At 63.7% G+C, this 16105-nt stretch carries 11 protein-coding genes; 7 read left to right on the forward strand and 4 right to left on the reverse strand.

Annotated elements, in window-relative coordinates; genetic code table 11:
* Positions 1-138: 138 nt before the first annotated feature.
* The 6 genes from XM50_RS16885 to XM50_RS16910 all read left to right on the forward strand — a co-directional run bounded on the left by XM50_RS16885 (position 139) and on the right by XM50_RS16910 (position 9014).
* Positions 139-2487, forward strand: a complete 2349-nt coding sequence (locus tag XM50_RS16885) for a heavy metal translocating P-type ATPase (RefSeq protein ID WP_082103149.1) — start codon at positions 139-141, stop codon at positions 2485-2487.
* 175 nt (positions 2488-2662) lie between these two features.
* Positions 2663-3745, forward strand: coding sequence for a winged helix-turn-helix domain-containing protein (locus XM50_RS16890; protein ID WP_269430578.1), 1083 nt, complete (start codon positions 2663-2665; stop codon positions 3743-3745).
* Positions 3746-3965: 220 nt separating this feature from the next.
* Positions 3966-5261, forward strand: coding sequence for a M20/M25/M40 family metallo-hydrolase (locus XM50_RS16895; RefSeq protein WP_046411082.1), 1296 nt, complete (start codon positions 3966-3968; stop codon positions 5259-5261).
* Between the two features lie 338 nt (positions 5262-5599).
* The gene (locus XM50_RS16900) at positions 5600-7279 is read left to right on the forward strand and encodes a DUF6538 domain-containing protein (RefSeq protein ID WP_156167279.1); all 1680 of its coding nucleotides are present in this window, start codon (positions 5600-5602) and stop codon (positions 7277-7279) included.
* Between the two features lie 41 nt (positions 7280-7320).
* Positions 7321-8514: a helix-turn-helix domain-containing protein gene (locus XM50_RS16905; RefSeq protein ID WP_046411872.1), complete on the forward strand. Its 1194-nt coding sequence runs from the start codon at positions 7321-7323 to the stop codon at positions 8512-8514.
* Complete coding sequence (locus XM50_RS16910) at positions 8514-9014, forward strand: DUF4411 family protein (protein ID WP_046411084.1); 501 nt, start codon at positions 8514-8516, stop codon at positions 9012-9014. Before XM50_RS16905 ends, XM50_RS16910 begins: the two co-directional genes overlap by 1 nt.
* Positions 9015-9172: 158 nt before the next feature.
* Here XM50_RS16910 and XM50_RS16915 read toward each other — a convergent pair whose 3' ends face one another.
* Positions 9173-9718 carry a recombinase family protein gene (locus XM50_RS16915; RefSeq protein WP_046411086.1) on the reverse strand — a complete coding sequence of 182 codons (546 nt, stop codon included), beginning with the start codon at positions 9716-9718 and terminating at the stop codon, positions 9173-9175.
* 216 nt (positions 9719-9934) lie between these two features.
* Here XM50_RS16915 and XM50_RS16920 point away from each other — a divergent pair, with 216 nt between their 5' ends.
* On the forward strand, positions 9935-13963 hold the full coding sequence (locus XM50_RS16920) for an Eco57I restriction-modification methylase domain-containing protein (protein WP_197075572.1): 4029 nt from the start codon (positions 9935-9937) through the stop codon (positions 13961-13963).
* A gap of 301 nt (positions 13964-14264) precedes the next feature.
* On the opposite strand, the gene XM50_RS20195 is transcribed toward XM50_RS16920, so the two are convergent.
* The 3 genes from XM50_RS20195 to XM50_RS16935 form a co-directional block, all read right to left on the reverse strand.
* Positions 14265-14846, reverse strand: a complete 582-nt coding sequence (locus tag XM50_RS20195) for a hypothetical protein (protein ID WP_156167280.1) — start codon at positions 14844-14846, stop codon at positions 14265-14267.
* Entirely contained in the window at positions 14846-15124 is a 279-nt protein-coding gene (locus XM50_RS16930; RefSeq protein WP_046411092.1) for a hypothetical protein, read from the reverse strand. The genes XM50_RS20195 and XM50_RS16930 overlap by 1 nt, the downstream gene beginning before the upstream one ends.
* A gap of 197 nt (positions 15125-15321) precedes the next feature.
* The gene (locus tag XM50_RS16935) at positions 15322-15855 is read right to left on the reverse strand and encodes a hypothetical protein (protein WP_046411094.1); all 534 of its coding nucleotides are present in this window, start codon (positions 15853-15855) and stop codon (positions 15322-15324) included.
* Positions 15856-16105 lie beyond the last annotated feature (250 nt).

Raw genomic sequence — 16105 nt, forward strand, 5'->3', positions numbered from 1 at the left:
TGTCGATTTTAGCGAGCCCGACCACTGCACACCTCTTGGGTCATGGATAAGGGTATCTCGCACGCGCCCTCCCGGCGGCAGCGCGCTATGATCAGCGCCGTCCGATCCTGGATCATGTCGGGTTGAAAGAGTTGCGCGATGACCAACCCTCATCCCGATGCCCATCATAAGGCAGTCCGCATTCGCTCCGATGAGCACGCGGCCGCAATCGATCCTGTATGCGGCATGACGGTTGATCCCGCCAAAACCACGCATCATGCCGAGCATCAGGGCAAGGCCTACTACTTCTGCAGTGCGGGTTGCCGGACCAGGTTCGTCACCGATCCGAACGCCTATCTGGGCACCAAGCCGTTCCCCGCGCCGAGCGCCACGCCCGGCGCGATGTGGACCTGCCCGATGCATTCGGAGATCCGCCAGCAAGGACCGGGGACATGCCCGATCTGCGGCATGGCGCTCGAACCAGAGGATCCGTCGCTGGACGACCGCCCGAACCCTGAGCTGGTGTGTTTCACCCGGCGGCTGTGGGTTGCCGTCGTCTTGACCGTGCCGCTGCTCCTCGTCTCGATGATTGCCGATATGCTGGGCCTGCGCATCGTCAGCCCGGCCATGTCGCCCTGGGTCCAGCTCGGGCTCACTGCCCCGATCGTCCTGTGGGCCGGCGCGCCGTTCTTCCAGCGTGGCTGGCAGTCAATCCGGAGCCGCCACCTCAACATGTTCACCCTGATCTCAATGGGTGTGGGGACGGCGTTCGTTTACAGCCTGGTGGCGACGCTTGCCCCTGAGATTTTCCCCGACACCTTCCGGACGCACGCGGGCATGGTGCCCGTCTATTACGAAGCGGCCGGCGTCGTCGTGACGCTGGTGCTGCTTGGCCAGGTCCTGGAGCTGCGCGCCCGCGCCGCAACGGGTCGGGCAATCCGTGCGCTGATGGACCTGACGCCCAAGACCGCACATCGCATCGGCGCCGACGGATCGGAAGCAGAAGTCAGCCTTGCCGAAGTGGCCGCGGGCGATCGGCTGCGCGTCCGCCCCGGCGAAGCGATCCCCGTCGACGGCGTGGTTCTGGAGGGCCACTCCTCCGTCGACGAGTCCATGCTCACCGGAGAACCAGGCCCGGTGCCCAAGGAGCCCGGCGCGCCCGTCACCGGAGGTACGGTCAACACCACCGGCAGCCTGATCATGACGGCCCGTGCGGTGGGCGCCGATACGATGCTGGCGCAAATCGTGCGGATGGTCGCGGAGGCGCAGCGCAGCCGCGCGCCGATCCAGGCAGTCGCCGATCGCGCGTCCGGCTGGTTTGTGCCGCTCGTCGTGCTCATTGCGATTGCAACCTTCGTGGTCTGGTCACTGCTCGGCCCGGCGCCGCGCATGGGCCACGCACTGCTGAACGCGATCGCCGTCCTGGTAATCGCCTGCCCGTGCGCCCTCGGGCTCGCCACGCCCATGTCGATCATGGTCGGCACCGGCCGGGGCGCCCGGCCTGGCGTGCTGGTGAAGAATGCCGAAGCCCTGCAAGCATTCGAAAAGGTTGATACGCTGGTCATCGACAAGACCGGTACGCTGACCGAGGGCAAGCCGGCGCTGGTCGCCGTCGAGCCCGTCAACCCCTTCAGCGAAGCCGAGCTGCTGGCGCTTGCCGCTGCGGTGGAGGCCCAGTCGGAGCATCCGCTCGCCCATGCGATCGTAACGGCTGCCGCCGCGCGAGGGCTGACGATGACCAAGGTCCAGGACTTTGCCTCGCAAACCGGCCTGGGGGTAAGCGCTAATGTCAGCGGGCGTACCGTGGTGGTCGGCAATGCCGCACAGATGAAACGAGCTGGGGCTGACCCTGCCCCGCTGGACGAGGTCGCCAATCGGCACCGCCGCGATGGCGCTGGCGTCATGCTGGTCGCGGTGGATGGGCGGCTGGCCGGGCTCCTCGCCGTGGCCGATCCCGTCCGCCCGGCGGCACAGGGGGCGATCGCCGCGCTCCGCCACAGCGGACTGCGCGTCGTCATGCTCACGGGCGACAATCAGATCACGGCCGAGGCCGTGACGCGGGCGGTGGGCGGGCTCGACGATATCCGCGCCGATCTGAAGCCCGAGGACAAGGCGCGCATCGTCGGCGAGCTGAAGGCGAGCGGCCATCGGGTAGCGATGGCCGGCGACGGGATCAACGACGCCCCCGCCCTCGCCGCGGCCGATGTCGGTTTGGCGATGGGCACAGGCACCGACGTGGCGATCGAGAGCGTCGGCATGACGCTGACCCGCGGCGACCTGTCCGCCATCGTCCGCGCCCGCAAGCTGGCACATGCCACGATGCGCAACATTCGACAGAACCTGTTCTTTTCCTTTGTGTTCAACGGCATCGGCGTGCCGGTCGCGGCGGGCGTGTTATACCCGGCTGCAGGCATCCTGCTCTCCCCGATGCTGGCTGGCGCAGCGATGGCGCTGTCGTCTTTCACCGACGTGCTGAACGCGCTCCGCCTGAACGCGGTGAAGCTGTAAGTTTTGCACTGCGTCGCACCGCGGCATGCCGTGCCGCTCGGGTTGACGCGCTTCGGACCCAGCGGCCAAGCTCCATGTTGTGGGGATCAATCTTTCACTCGGGGAGGCGCGACGGATCGCGCTTGCGGCCCAGGGCTTCGGCATCTCTCGTCCAGCGCGGCCAAGCGCGAGCCGAGTGCGCGGCACACTCGGTCGCCTGGGGCTATTCCAGATCGACAGCGTCAACGTGCTCGTCAGAGCACATTATCTGCCGGCCTTCTCGCGCCTTGGCCCTTACGATCGAGAGGCGATCGCGCGTGACGCGTGGGGGCCGAAGCGGCAGCGGCGCATGTTTGAATATTGGGCGCATGAGGCCTCGCTGCTTCCGCTCGACCTGCACCCTCTACTGCGCTGGCGCATGGCCCGCGCCGAACGGGGCGAGATCGGATACCAAGGGCTCCGGCGCTTTGCTGTCGAGCGAAGGGCGGAGGCTCAGGCGGTGCTCGATCGCATAACCGCGGAGGGGCCAATGACCGCCGCCGACTTCGAAAACGGATCGAGCAAGAGCGGCTGGTGGGAATGGAGCCACACCAAGCACGCACTGGAATGGCTGTTCTGGGCCGGCAAAATCACCACCGCGACACGCCTCCGCAGCTTCGCCCGTGTCTATGACCTGCCCGAACGCGTTCTGCCCACGGCTGTTCTGGACCTTCCCACGCCCGACCCGGCGAGCGCACAGCGGGCCTTGATCGCGCGCAGCGGGCAGGCACTGGGTGTTGCGACGGCCGCGGACCTGCGCGATTATTTTCGCCTGAAACCCGAAGAGGCGGACCATGCCATCGCGGCCGAAGCAGAAGCAGGCACGCTCATCCCGGTTCGGGTAGAGGGCTGGAGCCAAAGGGCGTGGATGCACCGCGACGCCCCCACGCCGCGCAGCGTGCGCGCCGCCTCGCTGCTGGCACCGTTCGCCCCCTTGATCCGGGAGCGGAGCCGCGCGGAGCGGTTGTTCGGCTTTCGCTATCGCATCGAGATCTACGTACCGCCGGAGAGGCGGACGCATGGCTATTACGTCCTCCCCTTCCTCATGGACGAGGCACTCGTCGCCCTTGTGGACCTGAAGGCAGATCGCCAGGCTGGCATGCTCCGGGCGCACCGTGTGACCATCGAACCTGGCGCCCCTGCCGAGACCCTCGAGCGTTTGGCTCACGAACTTGATCAGCCTGCCGCATGGCTCGGGCTGAATGGCATAACGATCGGAGAGATCGTTCAGCTTTCATAGACTCCAAAACGGGCGATCGCGCTCGCCGATCACCTCCGCGCCCAGCACCGCGGCTGTAGGTCGCAGCGTTCGTGCTCGGCGCTGCGGCGGACGGTGCCGTTGATGATCATCCCCGGCAACTGCATCTTGTTCGACACAAGCAGCACCGCCTTCGACCGGGTGTTGCCGGATCGTCAGGGTCGCGCTTGTCTGACCCGCTATTTACCGCCAACACCGCGCTATGATCCGCATCCTTCCCTTCGCCGCCCTGCTGCTCACCACCCCTGCCGCGGCACGCGATACACCGTCGCCGGATCGGCTGCGCGGCTCGGTGGAGAAGCTCGTCTCGTTCGGCACCCGCCACACGCTATCCTCGGCGACCGATCCGAAGCGCGGCATCGGTGCCGCGCGCAACTGGGTCGCGTCCGAGTTCGAGCGCATCGGCGCGGCCTGCGGCGGCTGCATCACGGTCGAGCGCCTGCAGCGCCGCTTCGTCAACGCGCGCGCGCCGAACGGCGTCGTGATTGAGGACGTGCTCGGCATCCAGCGCGGCACCGATCCCAACCGCTACATCATCGTCGGCGGCCATATCGACAGCCGCGGCACCGACGTGATGGACGCAACCTCCGATGCCCCCGGCGCGAACGATGACGCGAGCGGCGTCGCGCTGGTGCTGGAGGCCGCGCGCATCCTGTCGAAGGAGAAGTTCGCCGCCAACATCGTCTACGTCGCTTTCTCGGGCGAGGAGCAGGGCCTGCTCGGCGCCACCCTGCTGGCCGAAACCGCGAAGGCACGCGGCTGGCAGGTCGATGCGATGCTCAACAACGATATCGTCGGCAATTCGATCGGCCAGAATGGCCTGCGCGTCGCCGATCGCGTGCGCGTCTTCTCCGAAGGCGTGCGCGCCAGCGAGAGCCTCGCCGAGGCGATGGAGCGCCGCGCGATCGGCGGCGAGGACGACGGCCCCAGCCGCGCACTGGCCAAGGCGATCGACGGCATCGCCGATAGCCTGCCCGGCAAGTTCGACGTGTTCGTCGATCGCCGCCCCGATCGCTTCGGCCGGGGCGGCGACCACGAGCCGTTCCTCCGCCAGGGCTATCCCGCGGTCCGTTTCACCGTCGGCGCCGAGAATTGGAATCGCCAGCACCAGGATCTGCGCACCGAGAACGGCCGCGTCTATGGCGACACGATCGAGGGGATGGATTTCCCCTATCTCGCACGAGTCACCGCCATCAACGTCGCGACCATCGGGCAGCTTGCCGCCGCCCCGGCCGCCCCGGCGGGCGTCAACGTCGCCGGCGAACTGACCCGCGATACGACCGTCGCGTGGCAACCGGTGCCCGGCGCGGCGCGCTACAAGATCCATTGGCGCCGCACCGACAAGCCCGCCTGGACCGATGCGCGCGAGGTTTCCGGCGCAACCCAGCAGGTGCTGAAGGAAGTGTCGGTCGACGATCACTATTTCGGCGTGTCGGCGATCGGCCCGAACGGCGCCGAGAGCATCGTCACCTTCGCCGGCCGCGCGCCCCGCCGCTGACGATCTGAATCTGCTTGGCGGATATCGCGAGGCTATCTTCGCGCTACGCGAGTCCGCCAAGCCAATGCGCGCGTCCAATTTCGACGCAAGCAGCGACGGGCTTTCCCATTCTTTCGCCCGCAGTCAGGGCAAAGAGGAAGGGCGTTGATCTCCCCGACCGGCCACATGGCACGCTCGCGGCCACATGCGAGCTCGGCCGAGCCGCATGTGCCAGTCAGATCAATCACTTAGCTGAGATCTGGCTGGGGCGGCAGGATTCGAACCTGCTACAGCTTCTCTCTCTCGAGGGGCGTGCACCCATTGACGTCACTGGCTAGGTGCTACAGTGCACCGCTACAATGGCTGCTACAACGACGATCCTCGCTCGATATATGTGGAAGCGACCGGGCATAGACATCTGGCAGCTGCGCAAGCCCGTGCCTGCCGACGTGCAGCGTGCTTTCGGTCGGAAGGTGGTTACTCGGTCTCTAGGGTCGAGCGACGATCGCCTAGCGACCATCGCCGCGTTGGCGATCCTTGGTGACTTGGAGGAGCAATGGAGCGCCTTGCGCAGCGGGACTGCGACAAGAACGATCTTACCCAGCGCGCTCGCCACCGCCGGCGAGCCCCCCGAGAGCGTCAAGCGAGCCGTTGTCCGAGCTGCATACGAGCAGGTCCTCGGCGAACTCGAAGCACGCGACAATGCGCGCTTCCTGAGCGATCGCGCCGCCTTCGACGAAAGCTCAGAGCACCGTCGTAAAATGGCCCGCGAGCTGAACCGCGAGGTCCGAGCGGGCGACCTCACTAGGTTCGTCGCGGTGACCGACCGGCTACTTGCTAACCGTGGAGTCGTCGTAGACCGAGAGTCGTCGTGGTTCGATGACCTCGTGCAATGCGTAGCGACCGCCGTGCTTGACGCGCTGGGTGTCGCGATCCGAGGTGATGAGGGAGTGCTGGACCCGAAGCCAACGACGTCGGTGGTCAAGGCAGCGTTGGACCCGATCGAACCCGCGGCCGCCGCGAAGGACATCAGGTTCTCAGATCTCGCCGACGCCTTCATGCGCCAATGGCTTGCAGGTCGCAGCAGCACAAAGGAGACGAACACCGAGCCGCAGAAGCGCGCCACGTTCCGCCTGTTCAGCGGCTTCTTCGACGATCGACCGATCCGCGGGGTTCGGCCAGAGGACGCCGCGACGTTCTTCGACATATTGCGTCTTCTTGACCCAAATTGGGCTCGGTCGCCCGCTGCGCGGAGCTTGCCTTGGCAGCAGCTCATCGAACGTTACGGCGATCGCGACCGGGGACTGTCAGATGCGACGATGAACCGACACCTCCAAGTGCTTCAAGAGCTTTGGGCATGGTCCAAGAAGCGCGGCCACTGCGAAGGTGAGAACCCGTTCCACGGCTTCCACAAGAAGCTGCGCCCCGGTTATAACGTCGCCCCATACCTAGCCTGGGAGGATGCTGAGCTACGTCAGCTTCTTGAACCAACCCCCAGGCGCTCAGACCTCTTGGAGCTCATCCTCGTCGGCATGTTCACGGGCATGCGATTAGACGAGATCGCTTCCCTCACATGGGGTCAGCTGCGGGCCACCGAAGAAGGCGGCGCCAGTATCCCCTACTTCCAGGTCGAGGACGCAAAAACCCCCGCTGGGAACCGCAAAGTGCCGGTGCACAGCGATCTGTCGTGGCTGCTTTCTCGAGCACGCGGCGCGGACGAGGATCGCATCTGGCCGACCTTCAACGAAGAGGGACGAGCGAAGAAGCCGGGTGCTGATGCCGGTCGAGAGTTCTCACGCTTCAAAGCGTCCCGCGGCTTCCAGAGCCGGGTCAAGGCGTTTCACTCGTTTCGCAAGAACGTGACACGCATGATGGAGCGCGCTCAAGTGCCAGATAACGACTGGGCTCAGATATTTGGCCACGAGCGCGGCTTCACGTACAGGGTCTACAACCCCGACGGCATCAGCATGACCCGGCGCGCCGAGATCATCGGGTTGATCAGCTACCCGGGCATCAACATCCCGCACCCACGTGGCTGATCGCTGTAGAACTTTAGTTCTCTCGTGTGCATGGTGAGAGCGTGGCTGGGCCTAACCCCGAGATCCTGATCTGGGCGCGAGAGACTGCCGGTCTCGACCGGGTGACGGCTGCCAGGAAGATCGGCCTAAAGTCGGCCAAAGGCGTACCCGGCGAGGAGCGCCTCGCCGCGATAGAAGCCGGCGAGATCGCTCCCTCCCCGTCCCTGCTGCGTCGCATGGCTGCTCAGTATCATCGTCCACTGCTGACCTTCTACCTAGCTAAGGTGCCTGCGCCACCGCAGGTGGGGGAGGATTTTCGCACCCTACCTGACCGAGGCGACACGTCTAACGTGCTCCTCGCGACGTTGCTTCGTGATGTGAAAGCGCGACAAGCGCTCGTCCGAGAGGTGCTCGAGGACGACGAGGACGCCGCTGAGGTTTCGCTGGTAGGGGCGGCCGCCGGTGTGACCACCGCAACCGCGTTGGCGGATGCGATGGTGAAGGCGGTCGGCTTTGACCGAGCAACATATCGTGCTCAAGGACGAGCTGAGGACGCCTTCAATTATCTTCGCGGATTGATCGAAGCAACCGGCGTGTACGTGCTGCTCGCCGGAGACTGCGGGCATTGGTCGACCGCGATCGACGTCAGCGTATTTCGTGGCTTTGCGCTCTCGGACGAGCTCGCCCCCTTCATCGTCGTCAATGATCAAGATGCAAAAGCTGCTTGGTCGTTCACGCTCCTACATGAGCTCGCCCACCTTCTTCTAGGCGTAACAGGCGTCAGCGGTGGCGCTCCGAGCGCCGGCATCGAGCAACAGTGCAATGACGCCGCCGCGGCAGTGTTGGTTGATGAGGCCGAGATTGTTGCACTTCAGAGCCTACTCCGTGGTCGCGCGGAGGACATCGCGCACATAGACGCGCTCGCAGATCGCGCTCGCATAAGCCGCACGATGGTCGCTTATCAGCTCTTCCGTGTCGGCATTATCAATGCAAGTCGCTGGGGTGAACTGCGCGATACATTCCGAGCGCACTGGATTGCTCAGAAGGAACGCGAGCGGGAGAAGAGTCGTGGCAGGGAAGGTGGTCCCAATTGGTATGTAGTCAGGCGGCATCGTCTAGGCGCTGCGATCCTCGCATTGGCCAGACAGGGAATGTCTGACGGCTCGTTGACCCCTACGCGAGCTGCAAGGATGCTCGGCGTGAAGCCCATGAATGTTTACCCACTACTCGCTGAGACGCGGCGGGTGATGGCCTGATGCTCTACCTGCTGGACGCGAACGCGCTGATCACCGCGCATAACACGTGGTACGGACAAAGACGTGTCCCAGAGTTCTGGCATTGGCTCCTGCACCTGGGTCAGCGGGGCGTGGTAAAGATGCCCGTCGAGATCTATGCAGAGGTGGAGAGCGGTACGGACGAACTCGCCGTATGGATGCATGATGCGGCGACGAAGCGGGCACTTCTGCTCGACGAGGCTAGTAATGCCGACAGCATTCAAGTCATCATGAGCCTCTACGGCGACACGCTGACTGAGGCTGATCTAATTACGATGGGTCAAGATCCTTTCTTGATCGCCGCAGCGCTCGGCTATGACGACCGACGAGTAGTCACCGCGGAAGTTTCGAGGCCGTCGAGAACGGGTCCTCGACGGCATGTTCCTGACATCTGCGACGACTGTGGCGTAAGCTGGATGCACCCGGTCACATTTATTGGCGAGCTCGACTTCTCGACCGATTGGGAGAGCAAGGCCGCCTAAGATCACATTGATGGTCGGCCGCAGTACTCTTGTTGCTCGCAGCGCCTGTGGATGGCTCCTGCTTGCGCGTTGCAGGCACTTAGGCACTACCCGGATCAGTCACCTCGCCAAATCCTAAGACTTCGCTTGACGCCTTGTGGTGACCACGCGGAGGCCGTTCAGCGCTCAAGCACCCGATATACGCTGGCTCGACCAATGCCCAAGCGCCGCGCGATCTCGCTCGCACCTACCCCCTCCTCCCGCATCGCACGAACGGCCTCAACGTCAACCGACGGCTTGCGCCCCTTGTAAACGCCGAGAGTCTTGGCCTTGGCGATGCCCTCGAGCTGCCGCTCCCGACGAAGCGCGGTTTCGAACTCGGCGAAGACACCGAGCATCTGGAGGAACGCTTTGCCCGCTGGAGTAGATGTGTCGACCGGTTGCTCGGTAGCGCGCAGGAACGCACCTCGTTCACGCACCTTGTCGACGATCGCTTCCAAGTCGCGAACTGATCTAGCCAGGCGATCGATGCGCGTCACCATCAAGGTATCTCCCTCGCGCAGAAATTCGAGGCAGAGAGTAAGCTCCTCGCGACCTTCGAGGGTCGTCCCGCTCTTGCGCTCGGCTCGGACGAGCGCACACCCAGCGCTGCGCAGCGCAGCCTCCTGGATGGCGCAGTCCTGATCTTCGGTGCTGGCGCGTGCGTACCCGATAATGCTTGTCATGGCCCTCTGTGTCTCGATAGGGTCTAGAAGATTACGAATTATATGTCTCGTTATCATGGGTCAACCCATATGAGACGGGTTACGTGCCTTCCCGCACCGTCTCTCTGAGGTATACTCGATTGAGACCTCCCATTGAAGCAGCGGTCCGATTGGAACACGGACCCTCTGGCCCGCCAACGTCGCCGCGGCTAGGAGGCCTTGGAGGAGATGACCTGCTTGACCGACACGATGCTGTTCACCGCTGGGAACCTCTTCACGAGTGACTACCTGACCCAAGGCATCACCGAGACTGCTGATTACGCCGCCGTTGACACAGCGGGTCTGGAGGTCGCGCTTGGCGCGCTGCTCGACGCCTTCCCTTATGCGACCCAGCCCAATGAAGCGCAGACCGAAGATGACCTGATCTGGCCGGTCCTCAGCACGCTGGGCTGGACCGATGTGCTACGTCAACAAAACCTGACCGTCGCCGGCCGAGAAGACGTTCCGGACGGCCTGTTGTTCCCCAACGCTGAAGCCAAGGCCCAAGCGAACACCGACCGGCAGGAGTGGCAGCGATATAGCCACGGCCTCGCGGTCGTCGAAAGTAAGCGCTGGGGCCGGCCGCTCGACCGCGCAGGGCGTCGCGACGAGGCCACCGCCCCCTCGACACAGATGCTGCGTTATCTGCGCCGTATCGATGACCTGACCCATGGGCGGCTACGTTGGGGCATCCTCACCAATGGCGGGCGCTGGCGGCTCTACTGGGCCGGTGCACGCTCGGTCTCAGAGGAGTTTCTCGAGATCGATCTTGCCCGCGTTCTCGGCCGCTCGGGCGATGACCTATTCGCCGACCCGCACGATCGCGAGCACTGGTTACGCGTCTTCGCGGTGATGTTCGGTCGTGCAGCGTTCCTCCCCGATGCGGGAGGCCTCACCTTCCATGGTCGTGCCCAGCGGCACGCGACCTACTACGAGGAACGAGTCGCCGCCAGCTTGGCGACGCTGGTCTTTACCGAGGTGTTTCCCGCCATCGCCTCGGCTATAGCCCGTGCAGCGCCGGCGACGCCGCTACAGGACGTACGCGATGCGAGCCTCGTTCTGCTCTATCGCTTGCTGTTCCTGCTCTACGCCGAGGATCGCGGGTTGCTGCCGATTCGCGATCGTCGATACGACGATTATGCGCTTCGCCCCCTGCGGGAGGAGATCGGGCGTCGGATGAGCCAGGGCGACGCCTTCTCGTCCAGTGCTGCGCCGATCTGGAACAAGATCAGCGACCTGTCACGGATGATCGACAAGGGGGACACCTCGGTCGGCCTGCCGCCGTACAACGGTGGCTTATTTTCAAGCGAGAAGACGCCCCTTCTCGAGAGCTTACGCATCCCCGACCAAGTAATGGCGCTGGCGATCGACGCGCTGTCGTTCGAGCGCACCGGGATGTTACGGCGCTACATCAACTATCGCGATCTGTCCGTGCAGCAGCTCGGCAGCATCTACGAACGGCTGCTCGAACATGAACTGACGATCGAGGGCGGTACGATCAGCGTCCGCCCCAACGCCTTCGCGCGCAAAAACACGGGCAGCTATTACACGCCGGATGCGCTGGTGCGGCTGATCCTCGACCAGACACTCGAGCCCTTGATTGCTGAGCGTCGCGACGCCTTCTCCAAGGCGCTAACTTCATTGCGCCCGGCCGACAGCGAGGACTCCCGCCGACGAGAACTGGAAGTTGCGGATCCCGCTGAGGCTATCCTTGCGTTGCGGATCCTCGACCCAGCGATGGGGTCGGGGCACTTCCTCGTGAGCCTGGTCGATAGGCTGACCGACCACGTCCTCGATGCCATGGCCGAGGTCGCCGTTGCAGGCGCCGCGCTCGACCATCGGTCGCCACTTGCCACCGAGATCGTCAAGACGCGCAACCGCATTCTGGGCAACGCGCGAGCCGCCAATTGGGCGATCGAGGAAGCGCAGCTCGACGATCGGCACATCGTTCGCCGCATGGTGCTGAAACGCTGCATCTACGGCGTTGATAAGAATCCGATGGCTGTGGAACTGGCGAAGGTGGCACTGTGGTTGCACACCTTCACCGTCGGCGCGCCGCTATCGTTTGTCGACCATCACCTGCGCGCAGGGGACAGCCTATTCGGCTTTTGGGTGCGCGATGCGATCGACAGCGCCAACAGCTGGGGCGGTGGCGAACTGCTCTATGCCGGCCCCTTGCGAGAAGCACAGTCGGCAGCGGCAGCGATGCAGATTATCGAGCGGCTGACCGATGCCGAGATCGCTGAGGCTCATCAGTCCGCTGATACCTTCTACGGCGTGCAGCAGCAGGTGGCGCCACTCGACGGCTTCATGGCGCTGCTCCACGCATTCGACTGGCTCAATTTAAAGGGGCGTGAGGACAAGGCAGCGGTGCGCGCTTGGCTGGACGGGGTGTTCGGGAACCCAATTGACATCGCGCGCGGTCGCGTAGAACCACTGCTGGAGCGGGATCGTCAGAACGGCGAACGGTTCGGCACGATCCTGTCTCGCGCCCGAGCGCTGGCCGAAGACGAACGCTTCTTCAATTGGCAGGTCGCCTTCCCTGGCGTCTGGACTGAATGGTCGGGCGGGGAACGCCGCGGCGGCTTTGATGCCGTGGTCGGCAACCCACCGTGGGATCGGATGAAGCTGCAACAGGTCGAATGGTTTGCTGCTCGCCGACCGGAGATCGCCCGTGCCACCCGTGCGTCTGATCGGGCACGAATGATTGCGATGTTGAAGGCAGATGGTGACCCGCTCGCCGCCGACTTTGCCTTGGCTGACGAGCGCGCGAGCGGCGCGCTGAGGATGGCGCGCACCACCTATCCGCTGTTGGGCCGTGGCGACGTGAACATCTACAGCCTGTTCGTGGAGCGGGCACACGCGCTGGTGAAGCCGGACGGCATGGTCGGGCTGTTGACACCTAGCGGCATTGCCTCGGATCTGTCGGCTGCGCCCTTCTTCCGTGGCGTCGCAACCGGCGGGCACCTCAAGGCCCTATTCGACTTCGAGAACCGAGGCGTCTTCTTCCCAGACGTCCATCGAAGCTTCAAGTTTGCTGCGATGGTATCCAGCCCCGGCCGGACCTTTGCAGCCGCCCTCTGCGGGTTCTACCTCAAAGACGTAGCTGAGATCGCCGACCCCGAGCGGTGCTTCGCCATCCCGTCGAGCTGCTTCGCAGCCGTTAACCCCAACACTGGCACCGCGCCCATCTTTCGCTCTCGGCGCGACATGGAACTGACCAGCGGCATCTATGCACGCCTGCCGGTGCTAGTGGACCGATCGGGCGATGGAGCAGTTGCGGCATGGCCAGTGCGCTATGCTCGCATGTTCGACATGACCAATGACAGCCATCTGTTTCGCACACGCTCAGAGCTGGACGAGCGTGAGGGCGCATGGCCCACCGGCGGAAACCGCTTCGCATCAGCTGCCGGCGCTTGGGTGCCGCTGTATGTCGGTCGGATGATCCACCAGTTCGATCACCGAGCTGCCTCGGTCATGGTGAACGCTGACAACCTGCACAACGCTGCATTCAGTGGCGACGTAACTCTCGTGCAGAAGACTGATCCGACCTTCCTGCCGGCCTCGCAATTCTGGGTGGCAACGAGCGACGAAGATCATAACCGACCGACGATCGCGTTCCGTGACATAGCGCGTGCCACCGACATACGAACGATGATCGCGTCTATGATACCGAGCAAGGCAGCCGGCAACACGGCACCACTGATCGTGTCGGACATGAGCTATGATCGGCAAGCGCTTTTGTTGGGCAACTTGAATAGTTTGGTCTTCGACTACGTTGCTCGACAAAAAGCGCAGAGTACGCACCTTAACTGGTATATTGTTGAGCAGCTCCCCGTTGCTCCACCCACTGCCTATAACATCCGCTTCGGTGATCGCACCGCCGCCGAGATCGTCCAGGCAAGCGTGCTAGAGCTCAGCTACACCGCACATGACCTCGCCCCGTTCGCGCGCGACCTTGGGCATGTCGATGCGAGCGGCGCCGTTCTGCCGCCGTTCGCGTGGGACGAGGAACGCAGGCTGCGACTACGCGCGCGGCTCGATGCCCTGTTCTTCATCCTGTACGGCGTCACCGATCGCGACGATGTACGCTATATCTTCTCGACCTTCCCGATCGTCGAGCGCGAGGAGACGGCGCGTTGGGGTCGCTATCGCAGCCGTGACCTGACGTTGGCGTGGATCAATGCTCTCAACGCCGGGCATCCCGATGCAGAGATCGACGGGTAATCGATGCGCTGCACAGCAGCGCGGTGCCTTACCGAAATTGGCTTACCGTTTTCGCCTTACCATTTCAGGCTTGATAACTCGAGGTCATGGTTGACGCGTCAACCATGACCGAGTCTTCGCTGACGTAGAAAGTGACGGAAAACAGCCATTCTCGATGACGGCCCATGTAGGGCAGAAATGCGCAAGGTTGATCTTTGCGATGTGAGCAGACCCCCGACCTGACCACATGTGATATGCTGGAGTGGCCCACACCTAAGGGCGCTGGGAGCGGCCCGCTTGGATGACCACTTCCCCGGGATTGTCACTCTGGAGGCGCGACGCCCAAAGCTTTATAGTCGAGCGGCAGGATCAACCACCCCTCCGCGTTGTATGTGCCTACGCCCTCTACGCCGCGCGCCTCTGCTTGGGCGGCATGCCTGACAATGCCAATCGCTGACCAAGCCTCCCATTCGGACCCCAGCCACTCGCGCGGAAGGACGCGATAATCGAGCACGACTGCGTCATAGAGCTCACCCGCGCGCTCCTGGTCCCGAGCAAACAGCACCACCTCGTATCCATCATCATCGCTGAAGTGATACATGCGCGTCGGCTTGGCCGGATGAGCTTGGATTGGCCGAACGCCCGGTGGAAGCACCAGCCAGCTACCGTCTTGCTGACGATGACCAACGCCGGGCACGTCAGCCTCGATCGCGGCGAGGTGATGATCTCCCGCCGGCCCGCCGAGAGGAGGTACGCGCTCCATGATCGTCAAAGGCGAGGTTGCGCTACTGCGAAAAGATGCTCGGTGCTCGTGACCAAGGCGGCGAGCATGATTGCCATCCCGCGCGAACACCACCGCCGAGAATGCGACTTGGTCGTTAATGTCGAATGCCGCGAGAACCATTACTCGTCCTCCTCGAGCTGGCCGGGCGTGAGGATGCGCCAGCTACCGTCAGGTTGGGGCTTGCCGACGCCGCAGATGCCGAGCGCAAGCGCTTCAACAAGCGCCGCACGGTTCATGCCGGGCCAGGCGGTGGCGCGCTGTTTCACCTCAAGATCAGGTAGCTCGTCGCTTAGTCGTGCGAGCCAGTCAGCCATGTAGATGTCGACGGCCTCGTCATAGCTCGCCGCGAATATGATCACCCCTGGAGTGCCCGCCCCGATAACCTCGAAAATGTGCATGTCTGTCTCTCGTTGTTGATGACGATCGACCTTGGTGCACCCCGAGCTTGGACGCGGGTGGGAAATGACGCGCAGAGCGGCTTAGGCGCGCGCCACAGCAGATCGGGGGTAGCAGGGCAACTGAGCACGTAGTTGCCCCCGAACGCGTTCTACGGCGTTCTACGGGGCTCTGTCAGGTCTCTCGTGTCGGGCGCACGTTATTGCCCTGTGATCATCTCCCAGAACTCTCTTGCGCCCCCAACCATGCTACGGGACATCGTCAAGCGCCTGCTACCCAGACGATCATCTCGCCGCCGCGCAGCCTTGAACAGGTAGTTGGCGTAGGCAGCACGCTCACGTGTGAATTGGCGACCATGCACCGCTCGCGGCATAGGCGCATATCCCTTGAGACCATGCCCAGCAGCCCGCGCCGCGGCATCCATGATCTTCCGGTCGTCGCCAGGCTCGAAGCTCACCGCGGCACCATGGACATGCAGGATCGTCGGAGCGTTCGTCTTTTGACTCCAGCCTTCGATGATAAAGAACCAGTCGAGACGCGGACGGACGAGCCTGTCGAACTCTTTTCGCATTCGGTCACGCATCATCACGCGCGGGTCCTTACCAGCTGCTATCCAAGCGGCTTCTAGATCCGAATGGATGTGAATGTTGAAGGTCTGCACCGCCCAGTTGTTCATCGCCATGATCGCGAGCTGAACCTTCATCCACCCAGACAGATCGTCCCAGTGCGGCATGGGCCGGCCATTCGCTTGATTGCGTATGGGGAACCTGGTCAGCGTCAGCCCCGGCTTGGTCTCGGGTTTACCACCATATACTGATAAGGGCTCTACTGGCTCACGATATAGGTGATGGAACAGCTCGGACGTTAGGCGTGTTCGCCGCAGAATCCTGTAGATTTTGCGGTCTCGGTTGAGCCGCTTGGCTTCCCGCCCGCGAGCGGCCCGACTTCCACTTTTTCGATGGGCGTTCAAGGAGCTGTCCCTG

Source organism: Sphingomonas sp. Ag1, assembly GCF_000980895.1.
Classification (GTDB): domain Bacteria; phylum Pseudomonadota; class Alphaproteobacteria; order Sphingomonadales; family Sphingomonadaceae; genus Sphingomonas; species Sphingomonas panaciterrae.